Raw genomic sequence first — 23,488 nt, forward strand, 5'->3', positions numbered from 1 at the left:
TTCTGGCTCCTTTCAGTAACCGGATAATGTTTCCATTATACATGAAGCATGAAAATAAAACGGCACAGCGGGGACGGAGTTGACTGTTTCACTTTTAGAATGATTTTAAAAGTGGATCACTTAACTCCGTCCCCACTGTATACCCCCCCTATTAACCCTTTACATCACCCCAAAAATCCGCTATTCTTTAAATCGTAATAATTACGTTTTAAGAGAGGGTTATAATGATGACGATACCAGTTACGGTTTTGAGTGGTTATTTAGGTGCGGGTAAGACGACTTTGTTGAATCATATTTTACATAGTAAGCAGGATTTGAGAGCGGCTGTGATTGTGAATGATATGAGTGAAGTGAATATTGATGGCGGTCAGTTGAAGAAGGGTTATTTTTCGCAAACGGATGAGACGCTGGTTGAGATGCAGAACGGCTGTATTTGCTGTACTTTGCGTGAGGATTTGATGATTGAAGTAAAGCGGCTGGCTGAGATTGGCGAAATTGACTATATCGTGATTGAATCAACAGGAATTTCTGAACCGATCCCTGTTGCGCAGACATTTGTGTACGAGGATGAAGAAACCGGAATTGATTTAAGTAAGTTAACACGGCTCGATACAATGGTGACTGTTGTGGATGCACTCAGATTTGCAAATGATCTTGAGAGCGGCGAAACGCTTCTTGACCGTAAACAGACAGATGATGAGCAGGATGAGCGTGACGTGTCTGACCTCCTGATTGATCAGGTTGAATTTGCTGATGTCATTATTTTAAATAAAATCGATCTTGTTTCTTCTGAGGAAGCGGATGCGATCAGGGTTCTGCTGAAGACATTAAACCCCGAAGCAAAGATCCTGACAGCTTCATACGGTCAGGTAGACCCGCTGGACATTTTAAATACGAAAGCTTTTGATTTTGAGAAAGCCAGCCAGGGTGCGGGGTGGATCAAAGAGTTGAATGAAGAGCATATCCCGGAAACAGAAGAGTACGGGATTACATCTTTCCTTTATAAAAGGCAGCATCCTTTTCACCCGGCAAGATTTTATCAATTCCTGAGTGAGCTTCCTGAGGAAATTGTCCGTTCCAAAGGCTTTTTCTGGCTTGCAACAAAAGAACAGTCTGCAGGTTTGGTCTCTCAGGCGGGGAAATCGATTCAGCTGCAGTCTGCGGGGACATGGGTGGCTGCTTTGCCGGAAGAAGAACAACAGCAGACACTGAAAGATGAGCCAGAGCTGAACAGCCGCTGGCATCCTGAATGGGGCGATCGGCTGAACGAGCTTGTCTTTATCGGAATAGGACTTGATCAGGAAGCCATTACTAAAGAGCTTGATCAATGTCTGCTGACTGATGAAGAGTTGAAATCTGATTGGCGCAAACTGGAAGATCCGTTTCCTGATTTTTCAGGGAGGTAGTGAGTGAGGCACAGCGGGGACGGAGTTGAGTGTTCCACTTTTAGAATCATTCTAAAAATGAACCATTGAACTCCGTCCCCACTGTGTCGCTTTTAACCTAAACCCCAAGCAACGTTCGATCCGAAAGCTCAGTCCCCTTCATCTTCCCAAACTCATTCAGCAGATCTGTCACAGTCAGATGCTTCTTACGCGTGCCCTCTTCCTCAAAAATAACCTTTCCTTTATCCATCATCAGGATCCGGTTGCCGAGGTCGACGGCTTGCTGCATGTTATGGGTGATCATGATTGTAGTGAGCTGTTCACGTTCGACGATTTCTTTAGTAAGTCGTGTGATGAGTGCCGCTCTTGATGGGTCCAGGGCAGCTGTGTGTTCATCGAGTAATAACAGGTCAGGCTTTGTAAATGTTGCCATGAGCAGTGAGAGCGCCTGGCGTTCTCCCCCTGAGAGCAGACCGACTTTTGCGCGCAGGCGGTCTTCAAGTCCAAGTCCAAGTGTTTCAAGCTGCTCTTTGAAAAATGCTCTTCTTTTCGCTGTAACGCCAAGGCGCAATGTACGAGGTTTCACTCTGCTGTATGCAATCGACAGGTTTTCTTCGATTGTCAGTGTCGGCGAAGTCCCTGCCATCGGATCCTGGAATACTCGGCCGATGCGGCGGGCGCGTTTGTATTCAGGGAGTCCGGTTACGTTCTCGTCACTGATCAGCACCTCGCCCAGGTCAGGATACATTTTCCCGGCGATGATGTTGAAAAGCGTTGATTTCCCGGCTCCGTTACTGCCGATAATCGTAATAAAATCACCCTTTTTCACATCAAGCGTAATATCATCAATCGCCACTTTTTCATCCGGCGTTCCTTCATTAAATACTTTGTAAAGTTCATTTAGCTTAAGCATATGCCACTATCCTTTCTGCGCGCTGAGTCGTAGGCGGCGCTGTCGTTTTCGCATTGTTTCTTTTTGTTTGGCGATCGCTTTTGGAAGGACGAGAGCGAGAATCACGATGATTGCTGTGATCAGCTTTAGATCGCCTGTTTCAAGGAATTCCACCCGCAGTGCCAGCGCGACAATGATTCTGTAGATGATTGCGCCGACAATCACAGCAAGCGTTGTGCGGATAATCGTCTTTTTACCGAAAATCGCTTCCCCGATAATGACGGAGGCAAGCCCGATGACGATCATCCCGATTCCAGCATTGACGTCAGCAAACCCACTGTATTGTGCGACGAGTGCACCTGCGATGGCGACTAATCCGTTTGAAAGCCCAAGGCCGAATACTTTATAAAAGTGGATATTTCCTGAGAATGAAGTAATCATTAAGTGATTGTCACCAACTGCTCTTAGTGCGAGGCCGAACTCTGTTTTTAAAAAGAAGTCGAGCATGATTTTGACTAAAAGAACAAATACAACCATGACAATCATGATGGCCCACGTGCCGCCGATGCCCTGACGGATCCATGTAAACAGGTGATCCTGAGCGAGCAGTGAGACGTTTGGTGCGCCCATAATACGCAGATTGATAGAGTAGAGCGCGATCATCATCAGGATCCCTGATAAAAGCGGATTAATGCCGCCGACTGTATGAAGCAGTCCTGTAATCGTGCCAGCAATAAAGCCTGCTGCAAATGCTGCTGCGACCGCCATCAATGGATTCACACCGTTTACAAGCATGATGGCCGCAACCGCTGCGCCTGTGACAAAGCTCCCGTCCACTGTCAGATCGGGAAAATCGAGAATTCTAAACGATAGATAGACGCCAAGCGCCATCAGTGCAAACATCAGTCCTACCTCAACTGATGTGAAAATGGACATCCACATACAACTCTTCCTCTCTCCCTTTGATGAAAAAGAGCGAAGCAGCGCGCTCCGCTCATAACGTTTACTCTGTAAATTCGGCCATCTCTTCCCACTCAGGCTTCACTTCAATGCCCATCTCTTCAGCCGCATCACGATTAATCATCAGCTTCAGATTTCCAGGGTACTGAACCGCCATTTCACCAGGATCAGCGCCTTCAGTCAAAATTTCAACCGCCATCTGACCCGCTTCGTAGCCAATATCTCCATATTCAAATCCGAATGCCGCAAACCCGCCGCGTGCAACTGAATCAAGCTCCCCAACGAAAAGCGGAATGTCCTGATCATTCGCAACGCCAATCACAGATTCAAGCGCAGAAACAACTGTGTTATCAGTAATGATGTAAAACGCATCCACTTTTCCAACAAGCGATTCAGCTGCCTGCTTCACATCAGCAGAAGTCGAAACAGCCGCTTCCTCAACCGTCACGTCAGATCCAACAGCCTCTTTCACTGCATCCACCTGCACAACCGAGTTCGGCTCACCAGCGTTATAGACCATCCCAATTGACTTCACGTCAAGCTCATTTGTCATAAACTCAACTGTATTCGAAATCGCATCCGGATGCATATCCGTTGTTCCCGTTACATTGCCACCCGGCGCTTCCATATCAGCTACTAAATTTGCAGAAAGTGGATCCGTCACCGATGTAAACACAATCGGAATATCAGCCGTCGCATTAAGCGAACTGAGCGCACTCGGTGTTGAATTAGCAAAAATCAGATCCACACCATCCGCCACAAACTTCTGCGAAATGGACTGACTGTTATTCTGATCACCCTGTGCCACCTGATCATCAAATGTAACTTCAAGTCCAGCCTCTTCAAATGCACGCTTAAACCCTTCAGTCGCAGCATCTAAAGACGGGTGCTCAACAATCTGTGTCACCCCAATCGTATATGAATCCTCCCCGCCGCCCTCAGCCGACGTCTCAGAAGTCTCCTCACCACAAGCCGCTAACACCATTGCCGCAGACAACGCTGCACCTGACAACCATAACTTTTTCATCTGAAATACCCCCTGTTATACTTTTGCACTTCGACGCTTTTATGCTTTTATGTGTTAAAGTTATTATACATGAATGGGTTGAGAATTCAATAGGTTTTTGATATTTTTTGAGCGGCACAGCGGGGACGGAGTTGAGTGAGTCGTTTTTGTAATCATTCTAAAAGTGACACACTCAACTCCGTCCCCAGTGTGTCGCTATTAAAAAAACACCAGAGCAAAACCCTCTGGTGTTCATCCAATCACTTATTTCAAATACAAAGACAAAACCTTCGCAGCGTGTGAGCGTGTTGCATTGCCACGCGGGTTGAAGTTGCCGTCTTCGTGGCCGGTCATGTAGCCGAGTTCTGCGGCTGCATCGACGTGGTCAGTGAAGACTGTGCTGATTTGTGCTCTGTCTAGGTAGACAGCTTGATTATCTGCCTCATAGCTTTCACCATTTTTCACTTCATATGCGCGCATAAGCATGGCTGCCATTTGTTCTCTCGTGATTTTTACAAATGGGTCAAATGCTGCAGGTTCACGAGTTGTGATGCCATTATCGTAGGCAAGTGACAGTTCTTCGTTTAGCGTATTGTCTCTATCGCTAAGACCTAGTGATCTTACAATCATTGAGATAAATTGACCGCGTGTGACTGGCTCCTGTGGACCAAATGTTGCATCAGGTCTCCCATATACAATCCCTTTGTCTGCAAGGTCATGTATATATTCTGACGCCCAATGCTCTGAGGTTACATCATCAAATGGATATGCTTCCGGAAGTGGTGTTAATTCGCCTGCAAGGTCAAACTTGAAAATACCAAAGCCGTCTTCGTTCGTTTGACCAGTGTAGCTGATGCTGCCTTCTGCATATTTTTCAGCAGCGGGGCTTGAAAGGAAAGTGACTTCAGCTCCAGTATTTACATAAGCAATGGACCAGTTCATATCTGCTGATGGATTGATTTCACCTTTTTCAGTGATATAGTCCATCAGAATCTGACGGTTTTCTTCAGCTGAATCTACGACCATTTCAGCGTCTGCAAGACCCGGGAAGTTCCCGCCACCGCCTGCACGGTAGTTGTTTGTAATGACGATAAACTCCTGATCGTCTTCTACAGGCTGACCATTATAAGATAAGTTGATGATACGATTTGCATTTTCATCGTTTAAAGTTCCGTCGTTATTGTATTTAGCTGGCTGCGTAACATCGATTTCGTAAGTAACGCCATCGATCACGTCAAAATTATAGGCTGGAAAAGTTGGATTTAACAGATTTTGAGTTTCTTCTGCGGCCGGATCAATCTGATTAAATTTACCGGCTGACATTTCAAGCCATTCGCGTACGTCTGCTCCGGTTAAAAGAACTGCTTTTAACGTGTTATCGTAAAGATATAGGTCGCCGGCCGATCGGATTGTCAGGTCCCCTGTTTCAATATCTGTGTATTCATTAATGCCGTTTCGCCCTGCCTTAAAAGGTGCGCCTGCAGACAGTAGTGGCGTATCTGCATATTCAGGGGAATTCAGCCGAATATACTCTTCTACATACCATTTCTGTGCATCTGTCACTACCTGAACTGATGGATCATCCTGTACAAGAGCAAAGTAGCTGTGAATTGGTGCAGTCGTTGTACCAAGCTTGCCTTCTGTATACTCAATTGTAGATTCATGAGCATCGCGAACAAGTTCAGCAATATCTTCATCTACTTCAACGCCATTAATAGAACGGTTTTCTGACTGGGAACCCACGACCTCCCATTCGCCGTTAACCTCCTCAAGCGTCAAGTCAATCACCCCAAGGTAAGCACCGCCAAATCCAGACTCAACCGCGGCAACGCCATTGATCGTTCCTTTTTCAGCATCGATATAATCAAGAACTTCACCGTTCGATTTGAAAAGCGATCCTAAAGAACCTCCAGGCGCAGCTGGAAATACATCATGCGTATGTGAAAAAGTGATCGCATCAATATCTTCTACTAAACTAAGCGGAAGTACTGCATTCTCAGCCATGTCGCCCGCTTTAGCGTTTTGGTCGAATCCTGTATGCGCAATCGCAATGACCACATCTGCTCCTTCTTCCTTCATTTGAGGCACATACTTTTCAGCCGATTCAGCAATATCCTTCGTAATGATCTTTCCATCTAAATGAGCTTTATCCCACTGAACGATCTGTGGGGCTACAAATCCGATATAGCCAACCTGAATTGTCTGTTCATCTCCATTTTCATCAATAACTGTCTTCTCAACAATTTTATAAGGATCATAAGCCGGCTGATCATTATCAGGATTGTCATCTCCATCATCAATATATGTATTCGCACTCACATAACCAAAATCAGCCTCACCGTAAACCTGCTCCATAAATTCAAGACCATAGTTAAACTCATGATTCCCAAGCGTCACCATATCGTACTGTAGCGCATTCATCACCTCAACAACCGGGTGAACCTCACCTTCAGCAACCGGCTCCACCTTGGCAAAATAAGTCCCTAGCGGAGTCCCCTGAATTGTGTCTCCATTATCTACTAACACATGATTCGAAACCTCTGCACGCGCCTTCTCAATTAACGAAGCAGTCTTTAAAAGCCCCACATTCTGATTCTCAGTCCCGCGATAATAATCATAAGGAAACAAATTCGTATGCGTGTCCGTCGTCTCCAAAATCCGCAGTTTTACCTGATCACCCTCAGCAGCACTCGCATCCGGGGCAACCGCAGCAGCAGCCAAACCCAAAGACAGCACTGCACCAGCAGTAACTAACTTCTTCAAACTAATCCACTCCTTTTTAAATATGATACAGGTATACTATACCATATGGTTGTAAATATAAGTTAATATATTGTAAGGGTTTTCTTAAGCGGTACACTGGGGACGGAGTTAAGTGGGTCATTTTTAGAATCATTCTAAAAGTGGCACAGCCAACTCCGTCCCCAGTGTGCCGCAGTAATTCTCACCAAACAAAAAACCCGGGAAAACCCCCGGGCCCTAACTCAATCATCCAACCGATTCAACGGACTATCATAAAAGAAAAAATACGCTCCACTTGATACGACTGTCGAAATATATTGTTCCTGTGGTGAATAAAGGAGTACGTCATTCCAGTCTAGATGGCGGTAATATTCTTCTGGATAGTTCGTTGGAAGTATTGCATAAGTTGGATCGAATCTATTTAATACAGCGTCTGTAATTTTAACTTTTCTTGATACTTGCACAATATCGTATGGAATGGCTGGGAACATTTCTTTGTACATTTCGTCTGTCGCTGAGCCGGCAAACAGGATGTTCATTTCCTGATTCCAAAGTCTTAACATCATTACACCATCATTAATGTTTTCGGCGAATAAAACAGCTGTTTCTTCATCACCAGCAAGCATTTTATTCTGCTCAGCTTTTAAGCGCTCAACTCCCAGTGATTCCAGCATATTTAAGTAGTCATTGTCATTGTCATTCTCTTCGCTCGCGTCGACTGCCTGATCAATACTGTATTTTTCAAAAATCCCACGTGTTGCACCATTTAGCGTTTCAGCAGAAAGCTCGGTTGCGATAAATGTATCGATGTCTGTTAAGCCGATGTCTGTCAGCTGGGCATCTAACTCAGCCGCATCTAGGCCTGCATCAATCATAACTGTCGACTGGTCTGGAAATTCAATGACAGCAGCGTCTCCCTTATCATCTCCAAGGAAATACACTCTTGTATCAAGCAGTGGTTCGTATAAGTAATCTGACGTTCTTTTCAAAAATACAGCGAAATGCTGTCTTGTTGTTTTTTCAAAAGGCCGGAATGTCCCGTCTCCATAACCAGTTGAAATATCCGCATCAGCAATAATCCCTATGTACAATGCCGTTTCCGGATCAAGTGTTTCAGTGTCTTTAAAAGTCGGAAGCTCATCATCAATACCCGCTTCAAGCGTATAAGCCTTCGTCAAAACCTTTGCCATTTGACTCCGGTTCATATGACCACCGATATCAAAAATCAGGTCTCCATCTGCATTTTTCTTTCCATTAATAATACCTAAAGAATTTGCAATCAGCGCCTCCTGATAGCCATACTGACCTTTTGCCAAATCCACAAATCCGGGATCTTCACCCTCAAAATTGTCAATCTGCTCCTGAGTAAAGCCAATATCTCTGAGAATCATCTGCACAGCATTCAAGCGCTTAATCGCCTGACCCGGCTTAAACGTGCCATCCGGATAACCCTTTATGACACCACGATCAACAAGCCAGCTAATCTCCTCTTCATATAAAGTCACATCCGAAAACGTCGCAGCCTTCGAAGGTAACACCGGAAACAATAAAAACAAAGCAACAAATACTAAAAGAATTTTTTTCATAAATACTCCTTTCAAGATAACATATAAGTATTTTAACATATTAAGGAGCTGACTGAAGACTGGGGTCAGACCCCGGCCTTCAGTCCCCTTCCAACGAAGGCAAGGGTCAGACCCTCCCCTTCACTCCCCCGGCACCTTATAAATCCAATACCTCTATCAAATACTTTTCGCCTTCCTGAATCACTACTCTCTCAGACTGGTTAAGTATACTTTTTTCTATTTCAAGTGCGATAGAACGTGGATTGTCCATTGATGTGCATGAGTCATCAGTGTTAGCGAAATACACTTCGATATCGTCTGTGTCCGGATTAGTACCTATATTCTCGATTTCCATTTCACAGCCTTCGGATTCGAAAAGAGCTATAAACAGCACTGCCTTTTGATCAAAGTCAACCTCTGGCTGTACTTCTGTAAAACCGAACCGCTCCCAGGCGTCTGAGACCTCCTCTACCTTGCCAGCTGAATCAATCCCCGCATCTGGAGGAGAAATCCCATCTTCATACACTGTTCTTGGCCCCAGTTCATCGAAATTTTCCGGCTTGGTCTGTTCAGTCGTCAGTATTGCGTAATCTATTGGATTTTCAACATTTACACATCCCGCTAAAAGGACAATGATCGTTGTTAACAAAATTACTTTAGATAATCGTGACAAATTCAATTTTTAACCTCCTTGTGTCGGTAGCGAAGGTCAGGGTCTGACCCCCGCCTTCGCTCGCCAATTCTATGACAACTCTTCTATTCTGTTTGACGACGACTGCGTTTTGCGCCTGTTCAAGTATCAGGGTGTCTATTTCGATTGCAAATGATCTTGGTTGCGCGTCTGCTGAGCAGTCTCCATCGATTTCAATAAAATGGATTTCTATGTCGTTTGTTTCGTGATTTGTGCTGATTGCACCAATTTGTTCTTCGCAGCTTCCTGATTCGTGAATGGTTAGGAAGAGGACTGATTGTTCACTGAATGAAATGGCCGGCTGGTCTTCTTTGAATGAATACCTTTCCCACGCTTCAGTTAGTTCTTCAGGTGACCACACAGTTTCTGCCGACATCATTGGCATTGTTCCATCTTTTTCAGACACTTCAATTTCTCTGAAGTTATCTGGAAATGTTTCTTCCGAAGTCAAGATTGAATAATCTAATGGCTCTTCTATTTCAATACCATTACTGCAGGCCGACAGCATACTGACAATTAATATAAATGATAACATTTTTGCTAATTTTATGTAGTTCACCTTTTACCCCCCTATCAATTATGTAGCGTCTATTATCTCACAGTTTCCTTTTAATGGTTAAAAGAGTTTGTCTCTGAACAATTTATGTCGATCACCACATTTCACTTTTATTTATAGCAATAGATACTATAATGGGGTATAAGAACATCATAGTTAGGGAGTGACAGCTCATGAAGAAATGGTCAGTTTTTGTTGTACTTATTTTATCAATTGTACTTGCAGGCTGTAGCAGCGACAGCGAAAATAGCAGTTCAGCGGATGATGAGTTTGATATCAAGAGATTAATAAAGGATTTTAGCACGCGTGAGGTCAGCGCTGAGCAGGCTTCGATTAATGGAAAAGAGTTAATTGTAAATGAAGAAGACGGCAGTGAAAATGTATATGACATTTCAAACGAAGACTTTTTCGTATCAATCGCGCCTTACGAAAATCAGACGCACCCTTGCACATTCCACAGTCTGACGGGCTGTCAGGGTGAAATGGTTGAAGAAACATTTAACGTTTATGTAGAAGACGAAGAAGGAAACGTCGTCATCGACGAAGAAATGACCACCTACGAAAACGGATTTATCGACCTCTGGCTGCCGCGTGACAAAACATATAATGTAAAAATTGGACACAACGGCAAGAGCACAGAAGCACAAATCTCCACATACGAAGACGACGCTACCTGCATTACGACGATGCAACTGGCATAAATATAGCGAAGGCTGGGGTCTGACCCCGGCCTTCGTTTTTTGTTACAAGCGAAGGGCAGGGTCTGACCCCAGCCTTCGCTACCACACTTCGCTCAAAATAAGTCCATTTTCACTTACCAAAAATAAAGTTCTTGTTCTCTTTTTTTATGTATATTTTTTTGCTTTTTGTTGTGGTAAATTTAATTGATTGAATTTGGATTAGGAGGAATTGGAAATGAAGAAGGTTTTGATTGGGGCTTTGGGGCTTAGCTTTTTTGCTGCTGCACCAGCACAGGCTGCATCTTTTAGTGATGTGAGCCAGTACAAGTCAGAGATAAACTATTTGACTGAGCAGGGGATTATTAAAGGGTATCAGGATGTCACGTTTGCGCCTGCTAAAAATGTTGCGCGTCTACAGGCAGTGCAGATGATTTTACGGGAGATGGGTGTGACGGATTTTACAGCACCGGATCCTGGTTTTACCGATTTAAAAAGTGGGGATTATGGTTATGCAGAAGTAGCGAAAGCTGTAGAACTTGGTTTTATTTCCGGAAAAACGGATCGTAATGGAAACAAGTTTTTCGATCCTTATGGTTCTTTAAGCAGAGCACAAATGGCTAAGATCTTATCTGTTGCCTATGACCTTGAGAAAGAGTGGCGCTATTATTTTAATGACGTTAAGCGCGGTCACTGGGCTAAGGATTATATTGACGTTTTAGCATCAGAAGCCATCACAACCGGTTATGAAGATCAGACATTCCGTCCTGAAAATCTAATTCAACGCCAACACTTCGCACTGTTTATGGCGCGTCTGTTAAACGAGGATTTCGTTACCACCTCTAACCAGAAAAATATCAGCTATCTAATGGATACTGAAAAAACATATGTATTTTCAGAAGAAATTGATGGTGAATATGATGAGTACGTATTTTCTTACGAAGGAATTTATGCACCGTTAAATATTGAATGGGATATCTGGTACAGTACCTACTCAAGCGGCGATGAATACGAGGAAATCTACACAGAGTATGACAACGAACTCCGTATTGGTTATCCTGAATCAGAATACTACACAGTCCTTACTTACCCACTATACGAAGGACAAGTCTGGACCGACTTTTACTACGAGGAAGAAGGAGACGAATACAAAATTACAGACGTTGACGCAACAGTTACAACACCAGCAGGCACATTCGAACATGTTATCGCTCAGGAAAGCATCGGCTACGGCCAAACCGTCTACTTTGCCCCGAACATCGGTATGATCAAAGTAGAGGACACAGATCCGGATGATGGTTACAACTTCGAAGTCGAACTGGTTGAAATAATAGAATAGCAGAAAGCGAAGTGCAGGGTCAGACCCTCTCCTTCGCTTTTTTAGTACCGAAGGCCAGGGTCTGACCCCCTACTTCACTCCCTACTCCACTCCTTCTTCATACCCTTTTCGACTCGCTCTTGCCAAAGTCAACATTACTTTTTTATTATAAATTTTGTAAAAGGCTGTTGACTTTACATCTTAACACCAATAATATAGGCATAAAGAAATGGTTATTAGTTCTCTGTTTCTTTCTAAAATTTTGTTAAGGAGTGATGATATGAGTTGCACTAGTTGCGGTCATGAACAAACATCTGGTAAATTCTGCGGGAATTGCGGATCAGAAATGGTATACAAGGAGGAGACAGTTTCGCAGGCAGAACAGCAGGTAGCGGCCTCGGCTACAGCACCACCGCCACCTTTACAGCAGCAGACTCAACAGCAGCATCAGGCAGCCACTGTCAGCAGTGCCCCTAATCCAACGATTGAGAAGGCAAAACATACATCAAGAAATTATTTAAACTACATAAAAACGTTTATTAAAAACCCCTCACACATTTTTAATACAGGTGAGCAGCAGTTTTTAAACGGTCTTATTTCTCTTATTCTATTTACAGTGCTTTTTGCTGCTATGCCTTATTTAATTGTCAGACAGGTAGCGAGTACAGTTGGATTCTTTAGTTTTAGTGAATTCAGCGGAATAAATGCTCCTTCATTCTTTGAAGTATTTATCCAGGCATTTTTTGTGATCGCTATTTTTTTATTGATTGTTACGGCTTCATTATATGTTGTAAATAAAGGATTTGGCAGAGAAGATTCTTTTAAATCTATCATTTCATACTATGGTACCCACCTGATACTTCCTATTCTTTTAGCAGCTGGTTCAATCATCACACTTTTCACCAGCATGTATAGATTAACGACTGTCCTCCTCGGCGTATCTTTCCTTTTAGCGCTTGCGATGATTCCGTTCTATATGATTAGCTCACTTGTTACTAAAAAATCTAAAACGACTGATCCGGTCTTTGCTGTAGCGATTTATATTATTCTTTCAGGTATTGCGATGATATTCTACGCTGATGCAGTATCAGAATCTACATTCTTCAATATGATTGATGAAATTAGCAGCTTTTAAACTAAATTCAAAAGGAGTGAATTGCTATTGAGTAAATTCTGTACCCAATGCGGACATCCGCAGCAGTCTGATGAACGCTTTTGTCAGGAGTGCGGGAAACCTGTCAATCAGGAAACTCAGACATCTGTTAGCCAGCCGGTTAATGAACAGATAACGTACGAGCAGCCGGTTCAAATGCAACAGACACCGCCGCCTGCTCCCCGAAAACCACGCACAAAGAAGCAAAAAGCTGTACTTGCAGCAGGAGCGGTTTTACTCGTTGCTATTGCCGGCAGCTCCTACTTTGCATCAAACTATTACTCTGCTGAAAGCACACTGGACCGTTTCAAGGATGCTGTGCAAAATGAGGACGCAGAAGCACTTGCTTCCTTGATGGTCCTTGAAAACGGTGCTGAAGTGGATGAATACCAAGCGGAAGCATTTCTTAGTTTACCGCCAGAACAACTTGCTGAGATTATGACGTTTGAAGAAACGGACGGGTTTTTGTGGTCTATTAATGAACCATTGCTGTCGATTCAGCCGCACGGAAAGGTTGCTGGTGTAATCAACCGCCATGCAGTCATTGGTGTTCCACAGTATGTTGAGCTTTATTTACCGACTGAAGACGAAGTTCAGTATGCATTTTCACTGAATGGAGCTTCTCTAGGCACATCCGGATCAGGTGAATCAATTAATGTTGGACCATTTCTTCCAGGGAATTACCTATTGGACTCTACATTCAGCAGTGACTACGGTGAACTGACGGCTTCAGAAGAGCTGATGTTAACCAGTACTTCTCGTGAATACCAGTCGCATTACATAGAACCTGATATGGATTACGTGATTTTCAGTCTGCCTTTTGATGATCCGAACGCAACGAATGTTGTAATAAACGGGCATGAGATTCCTTTTAACGAGCGCAGCAGAGAGACAGCAAAGGTTGGTCCTCTCCCGCTAAATGGGTCAGTCAGTGTAAAAGCAGTTGCGACTTATCCGTGGGGGACGCTTGAATCCGATGAAATTGCCGTTTCAGAAAGTCTGCAGCCGGTGACGATCTCACATTTAACAGAAGATCAGAGAAGTGAAGTCGGCGAGCTCGCACTTGCTTATGCTGAACAGACGGTTGAGGCGAATGCGAATCAGGATGCCTCTTTTATTAAAGATGGTACTGAAGCATTGAAAACAAAGTGGCAGGATAATATTGAGGATATGATTGAGCGCAACCGGATGTATTCAGGTCAGCTGAATGAAATTCAATTAATGACAAGTGCTTCCCGCGTAACTGGAGATGGCGATACGTCAAAGCTTGTCATTCCGGCCTCTCTCCACTTTTATGAAGCTTCCCACATTGCAGCAGAGCCAAAAGATCCAGAGGAGTTTATTTCTGATGGATACTTAACGCTTTCCTACAATGCGGATGAAGGTAAATTTTATGTGGATGATTATTCTTATAGAGATGAGACATTTGAAACAGAACCTGACCTTGTGCTTGCCGGATCTGAGATTTATCACGAAAGTATCCCGGTAGATGTCGTGGAAAAAGTTGAAGAGAAAAAAGAAACTGCCTCAGCCACTTCTGATCAGGACATCGAAACATTTATCGTCAACTTCAGACAGGATTATGAATATGCGTTGAACGAAAAGGATTTCGCGTTTGTTCAAAGCTACTTTGAATCTGGAAGTTCGATTTACAGAGAATATGATGAATATATTCATAGTTTTGATGATACGTATTATTTCTTTGAGTTCCTTGAAGACCGCGTGACTTCTGTTGAAAAAACGGGTGAGGATACGTACAAAGTGAACACTGCTGAGCTATTTGATTTTCATAACCATGTAAATGAAACGTGGCGCTATACGAGAACGAAGAGCTACATTTTAAAAGTTAAGGACAACCAGTTATACATCGACCGGATCGATATGATGACTGATGATATTACAGAGGTCTAGGAGTGAAATCATGCAAAAATTTTGTCAGGAATGTGGTGCCAAAGCTGCCGCTGACCAGAAGTTCTGTCTGTCATGCGGTCAGCCGCTTCAGCAGGGGGAATCGGCTGCAGCTCCTCCCCCGCCTCCTCCACCCGCTCCTAAAAGGAAACGGACGAAAAAGGAAAAAGCAGTTATTGCGTCTGTCCTGACAGTGCTGGTCCTTTTAGGCGGAGGAATTTACGGAACGAGCCTGTATTTTTCAGCAGATCAGACAGCTGAACGATTTACCCAGGCTTTTAAAGATGGAGATACCGAAGCTGTACAAAAATATGTGCTCCATGAAGACGGCACGAGCATCAATGAGTTTGAAGCAGAAGCTTTAATAGCACTCGATGAAGAAACAGCGCTGAGCTCATTTCACGAAGCAACACCTGAAGAGGCAAAGCTCTTTACGATCACTGAGCAAAAACCGCTGTTAGGTGTCATCAAAAAGTATGCTGTTACAGGGGCTGATCAGCATATCGAACTGCCGCTCCCTGATGAATCGGTTCAGGCAGAGGTTAAATTAAATGGCAAGGTGTTATCAAAAACAGCTGACAGTGGCGTTCTGACTGCAGGTCCGCTTGCGCCAGGCGTTTACACGATGACCACCGATTTTTCAAATGACTTTGGTGAGCTCTCTGATGAACAGGAGCTTACATTAGTCAGCCTGTCAGGAACCGTGCAGGCAGTCGGAGCAAAAATTGAATTTGCAGAAGTGTCATTCAACCTGAAAAACGGCTCCCCTGCTCATACAAAGCTGAACATTGACGAAAATGAAGTTGCTTTTGGTGAAAACGGAAAGACCGATACAATCGGGCCAATTCCGATCGGCAGCAGTCTGATGGCAACCGCTTCAGCAATATATCCATGGGGTGAGTTTTCGTCTGAGGAGATGGAGATATCAGCCGGGCAGAATGAAATTGAAGTAGGAATACTCTCTGATGAGCAGGCCGACCAGCTGTTAAATGATTACCTGCAATACAGCGAGGATCTAATTAAAGCAATGGCTTACCTAGATGCAGATCACTTCACAGGCATCTCATCTGATCATCAGCAAATGCTGGCAGAACAAATCATCGCCCTGACTAATGAAGGAACAGCCGTCAGCGGTCAGGTTGAAGTTGCAGCGATTCATCTTGATCAGGCAACAGTTACCGGCGAAGGTGAAAACGTCCGTCTAAGCATGCCGGCCGAAGTAATGGCTTATATCAGCCTTGATCACGGAAAAAAGGAGCTTACCTATTTCGGATGTGAACTGGAGCTTCAGTACGTCGAAGATTCATTCCAGGTGAATAAATGTGATCTAAATGAGATTTCAAGCGTACGCGGATCCATTCATGAAATCAAAGGAACAAACACCTATTTTGAAACTGTCGTAGAAAAGCCTGCAGAACCAGTGGAACCTGCTGAGCAACCGGCAGCTGAAGGCCTGAACTTCAACACAGTATCAAGAAGCGAAGTCGAGTCATTCATGAGAACCTACAACATGCTTTCAGTTGAAGCAATCAACAAACAGGACTTCTCAATCATTGCACCATTCACAGACTCTTCCGGTGCCCGTTACAACGAACAAAGAGATTACATTGACTATCTCGCATCAAAAGGGATTACTGAGGAAGTCGACCGCACCAACCTGATTGACCTGCGCGTCGTATCAGCCACAGAAGCAGTCGTCACAACCGAAGAATGGTTCTACATCTTCCAGGACGGAGAAACACGCTACAACGGCTACCGAACAGAATCCGTTTTGAAGATCATAGATGGACAGTTTAAACTGCATGAGTTATTGAAGACAGATTTGATTGGTGATTAGCGACGCGGGGTTAGCGAAGGCGGTGGTGGAAGGATGGGGTCAGACCCCGGCCTTCGGAGATGTTAAGACGAAGACGAAAGTGAAAGCGAGGGTCAGACCCTCGCCTTCACTCCAAAACAAAGGAGTGATTTTATGACGTGTCCAACGTGTGACCATCAGCAGGCCCAGGGGAAGTTTTGTGGTAAGTGTGGTGCTGGATTACAACCTGCTGAAACAGTGAATACGCAGACAGCCACTTCACCACTGGCAGCTGCCGTGCAGACAGCAATGCCGGGACAGGCTGCTACGGCCGATTCCCCTTATGCAGGTAAAGTAAGAAATACTTCTCAAGGATTTGCAGCCTATTTCAAGAAGTATGTGAAATCACCTGGTGCCATTTTACAGACAGGTGCGACAGAGTTTAAAAACGGATTGATTTTATTAATTCTTACAACAATTGTATTAGCATTAGCACTTACAAGCCTGGTACACAGCTTTGTGCTTACTTTACTTGAAGGGCTGAATGAGTTTACAAGCTTTTTCGGTACTCCCGAACCAGCCTTGACTCCTTCAATTATCAGTTACTTCCTATCGTCATTTCTGTATATTGCAATTCCTGTAGCACTGGTAATTGGTATTTTATTTGCCACAGTGAAAATTTTCAGCACGGGCCGCCCAATTCAGCAGCTCACAGCTTTTTACGGAACGCTCTTATTCCCTACGTTATTTCTCAGTGCGCTCAGTTTAATTTTCAAATTCTTAAACGCAAATACATATAGCATCGCCGCACTAGTGGCAGCAATCGTATTTGCATTGATCATTACACCAGTGTACCTGAATGCAACTCTATTAAATAAAAGCAGCACTAAAACAGACGCTTACTATGGAACTGCAATCTTTACAATCGTGACATTCCTTGTGCTTGGCATGTACGTAAACTATCTCACAGATTCAGCATTTGGTGGTGTGATGGATCAGATTAATGAGCTGAGGGATTTTGGTGGGTTATTTTAATTGGTTATAACTATACCCAATCTGATCTTGAATATGAAGCCATAAAATAAACACTACCGGCCTATCAATCGATACCTAAAAGAAATAATGAATATAAAAATAGAAATTGAGGGATCTAAATGAAAATTAAATTAGCAAATAAAGGCGGCGTAGTAAAAGAGGTTAAAGTCGGTTTTAGCTGGACAACTTTCTTCTTCGGTTTCTTTCCAGCACTTTTCAGAGGAGATTTAAAATGGGCACTCATTATGTTCATTCTTGAAGCCATTCTTGGATCATTCACATTAGGAATTGGCGCATGGATCACCGGCGTCGTATTCTCATTTACTTACAATAAAATTTACATCAAAGAGCTGATCGAAAAAGGGTACACTCCTGTTTCACATGAAGACAGAGCGATTTTACAGGAAAACGATATTATTGCAATGGCAGGGTGATCGGTAGTGCAGTGAAGGGTAGGATGAAGGGTAGGGTCAGACCCCACCCTTCACTACAAATCTCGATCTTAAAAAATTCATCAATTGGAGGAATTAAAAGTTGGAAGCTGAATTGGGATCTGGACGTGAAGAGCTTATAAAAAATATTGAATATACTCATGAAATTCTATTGAGTGCTGAAGAAAATGATAAAAAATACAAAAAAATATTTAAAAATCCAATTAATATCAATCCGATTATACATATCATTCTATTTTTATTTCTGATTTGGCCTTATGGAGATATCTTTGGAGTGTTTTTCGGACCAATAGCCAGAATGCTTGAAAACGTCATACCTCTAGGCTTTTTAGTAGACTTGGTAGCCATTATCCTGACAATCATTACATACGTTATCCTTTACAACCTGTTATTGCATAATTTAAATAAAAAGTATACTTCATATCACAATGATAAAAATAAGGTTGTTTTGTCAGAGCTACAGCAAACAAATGAAAAATTGCATTCAGATTTAGCACAATATTCAATCGTTCCTTTAAAATATCGACACATTTACTGTACTGAAAAATTGATCGACTACCTTAAAAACTTCCGTGCTGACAGTTTGAAAGAAGCGATCAATCTTTACGAGTCTACCGAACAACACCATTTACAAATTAACGAAATCAAGAAAATGCAGGCGCTGCAAGCAGATACAAATCAGGAACTATCATCAGTTAATGCATCACTAGATCACCTGGGGCGTATGCAAAAAGAAACGAAGCGCAGCATCGAAAGCGCCAATAGCAGTCTTTCTGAGATAAGAGAAAGTACAAGGTATTGATCTGGTTCAATATTTAGAAAGGTTGACAGGGAAAATCCTGTTAACCTTTTTTGGTTGAAGGGTGGGGTCAAACCCTCCCCTTCGCTTTTTAAACGTATAATTAAATTTGTATTTATAAAGAAATTTACTTTTATATGGAATAATAATATTATTATAGACGTAGGTAAATATGATGAAAGGTCTACTGATTTAATATTTGAATATGACAAAATTCTTAGGGGGTATTTTATGAAGAAATGTTTTAGAATGATGATGATTTTCTTTTTAGTATTAATTACAACGAGTTATGTTATCGATAACGCCCAGGCTAGTTCTTATCTTGACAATGGTAAAGAATACACTGGTTACATAACTAACGAAAACAAAGAAGTAAGGTATAGTTTTGTGCTTGATAAACCTTCTGAAGTAAGCTTTGAAACTACAACTGAAGTTTATGGCAACCGTTTTAATATTTATGATGATATGAATAACGCTTTGGATTCCATTTTTTCTCAAGGGTCTAAAGCTACTCCTCAAAAAAGCACAATTACACTTGATTTGAAACCTGGAAAATATACTTTCGTTTCATCTGTAATAGATTTTTCACGCGAGGAAGGTAAGTACTCTTTTAAAATGAAGAAAAAAGAATTTGATGTGAATGAAATTGAACCAAACGATGGTACCACCGGAGCTACATCGATTGTTTTCGACAAGAAATATAGTGGTCATTTAGCTTATAATGACCAGGTGGACTACTATAAGTTTGAAGTGCCGGCTCAGGGTATGATCGAATTAAACGGAGAAGGTTTTATTGCTGGTGGAACAAATATAGCTGTTTATGACGCTAACAATAAATCTATTACTCGAGATCATCACTCTGGTTCGAAAATCACTCCTTCTAAGTTTAATGAAACACTTTACCTAAAAAAGGGCACTTACTATATTGAGTTTTATACTGACAGACATTGGCCAGAAAGAAGTGGGGCCTACAATTTCTCTGTTTCTTTCTCAAATGCCCATGCAAATGAAACAGAACCTAATGATGGAACTACACAAGCTAGTGAGATTAAATTCGGCAACAAAAACAAAGGCTTTATTGCAATGAATGATACAATTGACTATTATTCATTTACAAACAGTAAAACTGAAGACATTTCATTTTCAATAGAGAGCTACTTAAACGGTGGATTAGATTTTACAATCTATGATGAAAATAATAAATCTATTAGAAGTAAATACACTAGTAGTACTCATATAACTCCAGGGGTTATAAATTTTACTGAGAATTTACCTGCTGGAAAATATTATATTGCAATTGAGAGAGGATCATACTACGACAGTTATGGAAATTATAACTTTACAATAGGAGATTCTGCTATCACTAAGTTTAAAGACTACAGCGCTAACGCATACTGGACACAGCCTTTTATATGGGGAATGGCAAACGATGTCATTAAAGGCGATGTGAAATCGATGAAACTTTCACCTTACAATAAGCTGAATGAAGTTCAGTGGCTTGCAATGATCTTCAGATATTCAAAGCCTGATGAGGTCAAAGAAGATAAGAATAATTGGACAAAAGTTTATTATGACCTTTCCAAAAAGTACAGTATTCCTAATAGCGGAAAACCTTACTCAGCTTTACGTCGTGGCGATGTTGCTGTAATTATGGCTCAGGCATTCCAGGGTAAAAAAGTATCGGAAAGAGAAGCTATTCAGTGGATGTATGATAACAACCTGACAACAGGTAAAGATCCATCAAAACCAAAAGATTACGCAAACTTTGGCGCAAACGACTCACTCGCCCGTGCTCAGGCAGTAGTCTTTTTATATCGCGCAATCGAAGAACAAGACCTGGAATTTAACTAAACACTTAAAACTAGCCTACCGTGGTTTCCCTATGGAAATCACGGTTTTTTATTTTAATTAAAGTGTCCAGCGCAGGTTGGGGTCTGACCCCGGCCTTCATACAGTCAATAAGACAGTGCAATTGTCTCAAAATGGATTTTATGAAGTAGATAACAACACCCCCTCTTCTTACCTCTCTAAAACCAATCAATTAACATTTTTAACCATAAAAAATGCCATTCGTTCCATCTTTCCCCAAATTTACAATCCTGTTATTGAAACTTTACAATTCTCTGGTAATCTTCTCACCGTAAGCTATTTTGAAAGGAGACGGGAAAACATGTTGAAAAAGACAGCTTTACTTGCACTTTCAGGCGGACTTGTTTTATCGGGGATTGCGATTGGCACTCAGGACGGGGAGACGACTGCGTCGGGTAAGCCGGATTGGGCCGGTCAGGGAAATGGAAAAGTACATAATGTGATTTATATGATTCCGGATGGTTACAATGCATCTTATGCGACGAATTATCGCTGGTTTAAAGGTGAGGAGTCTTCATTTGACCCTTATGTTAAAGGTTTAATGCAGACCTATTCTGCTGATACAGAAGTGACGGATTCTGCAGCTGCGGGTACTGCGATGGCGACTGGTGTGAAGACAAATAATGGGATGGTTGGTGTGACGCCTGAGGGTGAGCAGGTGGATTCGATTTTAGATGCGGCTGAGGAAGCTGGGAAGTCGACTGGACTTGTGGCAACTTCTACCATCACTCATGCAACGCCGGCAGTATTTGGATCAAGCGTTGAGTCACGTGGAAATGAAGCGGGCATCGCACCTCAGTATTTTGATAATGGAATTGACGTTTTGCTTGGTGGCGGACTTGATTACTTCCTGCCCGAATCTGAAGGTGGCAAGCAGCCTGAGCTTAATTTAGTGGAATCTGCTCAAAAAGATGGGTATGAATACGTCACGGATCTGGACGAACTTTCTTCAGCTAAAAGCGGGAAACTCCTCGGCCTGTTTGCTGACGATGCGATGGCACCTGAACTTGAGCGTGGCACAACTGACCAGCCAAGCCTTGCAGAAATGACAGGCGCAGCACTTGATGCACTCGAACAGGATAAAGACGGTTTCTTCCTGATGGTTGAAGGCTCTCAAATCGACTGGGCAGGTCACGCACACGACGCAGCGTGGGCAATGAATGACACAAAAGCATTTGACGAAGCCGTAGCTGCTGCAATCGAATATGCGAAAAAAGATAAGAATACACTCGTCGTAGTAGCTGGAGATCACGAAACTGGTGGCATGTCAGTCGGTTCAAACGGAGAGTATGACCTGAACATCGATGTGCTTCATGATGTAAAAGCAACCGGGGATACAATGGCTGCTGAACTGAATGAAGACCGCTCGAATGCTGGTGAAGTATTAAAAGAGTATGCAAATATTGATTTGATTGAAGAAGAACAGGCAGCGATTACAGAAGCAGATGATGCAGCAATTGCAATCAACGAAGTCATCAGTGACCGTGCACTTGTCGGCTGGACAACGTCTGCCCATACAGGTACTGACGTGCCGGTGTATGCATATGGTGCGCAGGCGCATAAGTTTTCAGGACTGCTTGATAACACGGACTTGCCGAAGCTGATGGGTGAGGTAATGAAGATAGAGTTTTAATGTACGAGTGAAGGGCGGGGTCAGACCCCGCCCTTCGCTTTGCGAAGGCGAGGGTCTGACCCTCGCCTTCAAAACACCTTAACCCCATAACTATCTAATATATACTTCGGCACAAAGAATTTCGCTGTTTTCAGCGGGTCTACAATTTGGCCGACCCGGACCTGGCCTGCTGCGCTCATGAGCATGGTGAATTCTGATAGTGTGAGGTCTGTTTTTGGCTGCAGGAGGTCGATCATGATTTCAACTGCTGTATCGGCTGCCTCATCGAGTGTTTCTTTTGATACGAGGGCTGTCAGTCCATCTTCATTTTCCAGCAGTGGATAGGAGATGGGCTGATTTTTTATGACTTCGACTGTTACTTTTACCTTTGCCGGCACTTCGATTCCTGAGACGCTGATCTCGCCGTCTCCCATTGCTGCATGCAGGTCGCCTAGTGATAATAGCGCCCCTTCATGAAAAACCGGGAAGTAAAGTGTGGCACCGGTTGTAACTTCTTTTGTGTCCATATTTCCACCGTGCGCACCAGGTGTACCACAGGATATCCCTTCGTTTTCGGGTGCAACGCCGATCACACCGATCATCGGATTAAGTGGTAAATGAAGTTTTTCATTAAAAATCGCTTTTTCACCTTCAATTGGTATGATTTTGACCTGAAAATCCTCCATACGGTGACCCATCACGCCGAGCCCCGGACCGGTGACCATTACGCCTTGCTCCCCTACCTTAATTTCATCAATATGAACCTTCAGCACATCACCTTTTTCAGCACCATTTACATAGACAGGCCCCGTTGCAGGATTAATCCGGTCCCAGTTGATCGCATCAAACGCCGTATCCTCAGATGTGATCTGATTTTCAAAGCAGTCATATGTATCAAAAGCCACCTGAGTACCGGATTCAACATGCAAAACAGGTTCATTTCCACAGTCCATCTTATATACAAAATGCTCTTTCGCCACATGATTTGTCATTTTGTCTCCACCCCTTTGAAAGATATAAATACAGTTTACAGAATAAACTGATATTTTTGAAGTGTGAAGGATGGGGTCAGA

19 protein-coding genes are annotated in these 23,488 nt (G+C 43.0%); 11 read left to right on the forward strand and 8 right to left on the reverse strand.

The features are described 5' to 3' along the window. Window positions 1–227: 227 nt before the first annotated feature. Window positions 228–1,406: a GTP-binding protein gene (locus tag LG330_RS14585; RefSeq protein WP_404409629.1), complete on the forward strand. Its 1,179-nt coding sequence runs from the start codon at window positions 228–230 to the stop codon at window positions 1,404–1,406. Window positions 1,407–1,503: 97 nt separating this feature from the next. On the opposite strand, the gene LG330_RS14590 is transcribed toward LG330_RS14585, so the two are convergent. From LG330_RS14590 to LG330_RS14620, 7 genes are all read right to left on the reverse strand, one after another. Continuing rightward, window positions 1,504–2,298, reverse strand: coding sequence for an ABC transporter ATP-binding protein (locus LG330_RS14590; protein ID WP_404405040.1), 795 nt, complete (start codon window positions 2,296–2,298; stop codon window positions 1,504–1,506). Window positions 2,299–2,304: 6 nt separating this feature from the next. Next, entirely contained in the window at window positions 2,305–3,219 is a 915-nt protein-coding gene (locus LG330_RS14595) for an ABC transporter permease (protein WP_404405042.1), read from the reverse strand. A gap of 61 nt (window positions 3,220–3,280) precedes the next feature. After that, window positions 3,281–4,264 (reverse strand): ABC transporter substrate-binding protein, encoded by a 984-nt coding sequence (locus LG330_RS14600; protein ID WP_404405044.1) that lies wholly within the window; start codon window positions 4,262–4,264, stop codon window positions 3,281–3,283. Between the two features lie 243 nt (window positions 4,265–4,507). Continuing rightward, window positions 4,508–7,006, reverse strand: a complete 2,499-nt coding sequence (locus LG330_RS14605; RefSeq protein WP_404405046.1) for a bifunctional 2',3'-cyclic-nucleotide 2'-phosphodiesterase/3'-nucleotidase — start codon at window positions 7,004–7,006, stop codon at window positions 4,508–4,510. Window positions 7,007–7,227: 221 nt separating this feature from the next. Beyond that, entirely contained in the window at window positions 7,228–8,571 is a 1,344-nt protein-coding gene (locus tag LG330_RS14610; RefSeq protein WP_404405048.1) for an S-layer homology domain-containing protein, read from the reverse strand. Between the two features lie 136 nt (window positions 8,572–8,707). Next, entirely contained in the window at window positions 8,708–9,229 is a 522-nt protein-coding gene (locus LG330_RS14615; RefSeq protein ID WP_404405050.1) for a hypothetical protein, read from the reverse strand. Next, complete coding sequence (locus LG330_RS14620; RefSeq protein ID WP_404405052.1) at window positions 9,207–9,800, reverse strand: hypothetical protein; 594 nt, start codon at window positions 9,798–9,800, stop codon at window positions 9,207–9,209. Before LG330_RS14620 ends, LG330_RS14615 begins: the two co-directional genes overlap by 23 nt. 170 nt (window positions 9,801–9,970) lie before the next feature. On the opposite strand from LG330_RS14620, the gene LG330_RS14625 reads away from it, so the two are divergent. The 10 genes from LG330_RS14625 (at window position 9,971) to LG330_RS14670 (ending at window position 22,436) form a co-directional block, all read left to right on the forward strand. After that, window positions 9,971–10,498 carry a CueP family metal-binding protein gene (locus LG330_RS14625; RefSeq protein ID WP_404405054.1) on the forward strand — a complete coding sequence of 176 codons (528 nt, stop codon included), beginning with the start codon at window positions 9,971–9,973 and terminating at the stop codon, window positions 10,496–10,498. A gap of 214 nt (window positions 10,499–10,712) precedes the next feature. Then, complete coding sequence (locus tag LG330_RS14630; RefSeq protein WP_404405056.1) at window positions 10,713–11,813, forward strand: S-layer homology domain-containing protein; 1,101 nt, start codon at window positions 10,713–10,715, stop codon at window positions 11,811–11,813. A 259-nt stretch (window positions 11,814–12,072) separates the two neighbouring features. After that, complete coding sequence (locus LG330_RS14635) at window positions 12,073–12,927, forward strand: hypothetical protein (protein ID WP_404405058.1); 855 nt, start codon at window positions 12,073–12,075, stop codon at window positions 12,925–12,927. Between the two features lie 27 nt (window positions 12,928–12,954). Continuing rightward, window positions 12,955–14,856, forward strand: a complete 1,902-nt coding sequence (locus LG330_RS14640; RefSeq protein ID WP_404405060.1) for a zinc ribbon domain-containing protein — start codon at window positions 12,955–12,957, stop codon at window positions 14,854–14,856. A gap of 10 nt (window positions 14,857–14,866) precedes the next feature. Next, entirely contained in the window at window positions 14,867–16,690 is a 1,824-nt protein-coding gene (locus LG330_RS14645; protein WP_404405062.1) for a zinc ribbon domain-containing protein, read from the forward strand. Between the two features lie 132 nt (window positions 16,691–16,822). Next, window positions 16,823–17,683 carry a hypothetical protein gene (locus LG330_RS14650; RefSeq protein WP_404405064.1) on the forward strand — a complete coding sequence of 287 codons (861 nt, stop codon included), beginning with the start codon at window positions 16,823–16,825 and terminating at the stop codon, window positions 17,681–17,683. Window positions 17,684–17,802: 119 nt separating this feature from the next. Then, window positions 17,803–18,117 (forward strand): DUF2628 domain-containing protein, encoded by a 315-nt coding sequence (locus tag LG330_RS14655; RefSeq protein WP_404405066.1) that lies wholly within the window; start codon window positions 17,803–17,805, stop codon window positions 18,115–18,117. A gap of 100 nt (window positions 18,118–18,217) precedes the next feature. Beyond that, window positions 18,218–18,937: a hypothetical protein gene (locus LG330_RS14660; RefSeq protein ID WP_404405068.1), complete on the forward strand. Its 720-nt coding sequence runs from the start codon at window positions 18,218–18,220 to the stop codon at window positions 18,935–18,937. 228 nt (window positions 18,938–19,165) lie between these two features. Then, window positions 19,166–20,785, forward strand: coding sequence for a hypothetical protein (locus LG330_RS14665; RefSeq protein ID WP_404405070.1), 1,620 nt, complete (start codon window positions 19,166–19,168; stop codon window positions 20,783–20,785). Window positions 20,786–21,104: 319 nt separating this feature from the next. Beyond that, window positions 21,105–22,436: an alkaline phosphatase gene (locus LG330_RS14670; RefSeq protein ID WP_404405072.1), complete on the forward strand. Its 1,332-nt coding sequence runs from the start codon at window positions 21,105–21,107 to the stop codon at window positions 22,434–22,436. Between the two features lie 68 nt (window positions 22,437–22,504). Here LG330_RS14670 and LG330_RS14675 read toward each other — a convergent pair whose 3' ends face one another. Next, window positions 22,505–23,407 carry an acetamidase/formamidase family protein gene (locus tag LG330_RS14675; RefSeq protein ID WP_404405074.1) on the reverse strand — a complete coding sequence of 301 codons (903 nt, stop codon included), beginning with the start codon at window positions 23,405–23,407 and terminating at the stop codon, window positions 22,505–22,507. Window positions 23,408–23,488 lie beyond the last annotated feature (81 nt).

The sequence above is a fragment of the Jeotgalibacillus malaysiensis genome (genome assembly GCF_044789845.1).
Taxonomy (GTDB): domain Bacteria; phylum Bacillota; class Bacilli; order Bacillales; family Jeotgalibacillaceae; genus Jeotgalibacillus; species Jeotgalibacillus malaysiensis_A.

Bases quoted from the DNA above. Each gene is read 5' to 3' on its own strand.
- LG330_RS14585 (WP_404409629.1), top strand. From the start codon at position 228: ATGACGATACCAGTTACGGTTTTGAGTGGTTATTTAGGTGCGGGTAAG.
- LG330_RS14590 (WP_404405040.1), bottom strand. From the start codon at position 2,298: ATGCTTAAGCTAAATGAACTTTACAAAGTATTTAATGAAGGAACGCCG.
- LG330_RS14595 (WP_404405042.1), bottom strand. From the start codon at position 3,219: ATGTGGATGTCCATTTTCACATCAGTTGAGGTAGGACTGATGTTTGCA.
- LG330_RS14600 (WP_404405044.1), bottom strand. From the start codon at position 4,264: ATGAAAAAGTTATGGTTGTCAGGTGCAGCGTTGTCTGCGGCAATGGTG.
- LG330_RS14610 (WP_404405048.1), bottom strand. From the start codon at position 8,571: ATGAAAAAAATTCTTTTAGTATTTGTTGCTTTGTTTTTATTGTTTCCG.
- LG330_RS14625 (WP_404405054.1), top strand. From the start codon at position 9,971: ATGAAGAAATGGTCAGTTTTTGTTGTACTTATTTTATCAATTGTACTT.
- LG330_RS14630 (WP_404405056.1), top strand. From the start codon at position 10,713: ATGAAGAAGGTTTTGATTGGGGCTTTGGGGCTTAGCTTTTTTGCTGCT.
- LG330_RS14635 (WP_404405058.1), top strand. From the start codon at position 12,073: ATGAGTTGCACTAGTTGCGGTCATGAACAAACATCTGGTAAATTCTGC.
- LG330_RS14645 (WP_404405062.1), top strand. From the start codon at position 14,867: ATGCAAAAATTTTGTCAGGAATGTGGTGCCAAAGCTGCCGCTGACCAG.
- LG330_RS14650 (WP_404405064.1), top strand. From the start codon at position 16,823: ATGACGTGTCCAACGTGTGACCATCAGCAGGCCCAGGGGAAGTTTTGT.
- LG330_RS14655 (WP_404405066.1), top strand. From the start codon at position 17,803: ATGAAAATTAAATTAGCAAATAAAGGCGGCGTAGTAAAAGAGGTTAAA.
- LG330_RS14665 (WP_404405070.1), top strand. From the start codon at position 19,166: ATGAAGAAATGTTTTAGAATGATGATGATTTTCTTTTTAGTATTAATT.
- LG330_RS14670 (WP_404405072.1), top strand. From the start codon at position 21,105: ATGTTGAAAAAGACAGCTTTACTTGCACTTTCAGGCGGACTTGTTTTA.
- LG330_RS14675 (WP_404405074.1), bottom strand. From the start codon at position 23,407: ATGACAAATCATGTGGCGAAAGAGCATTTTGTATATAAGATGGACTGT.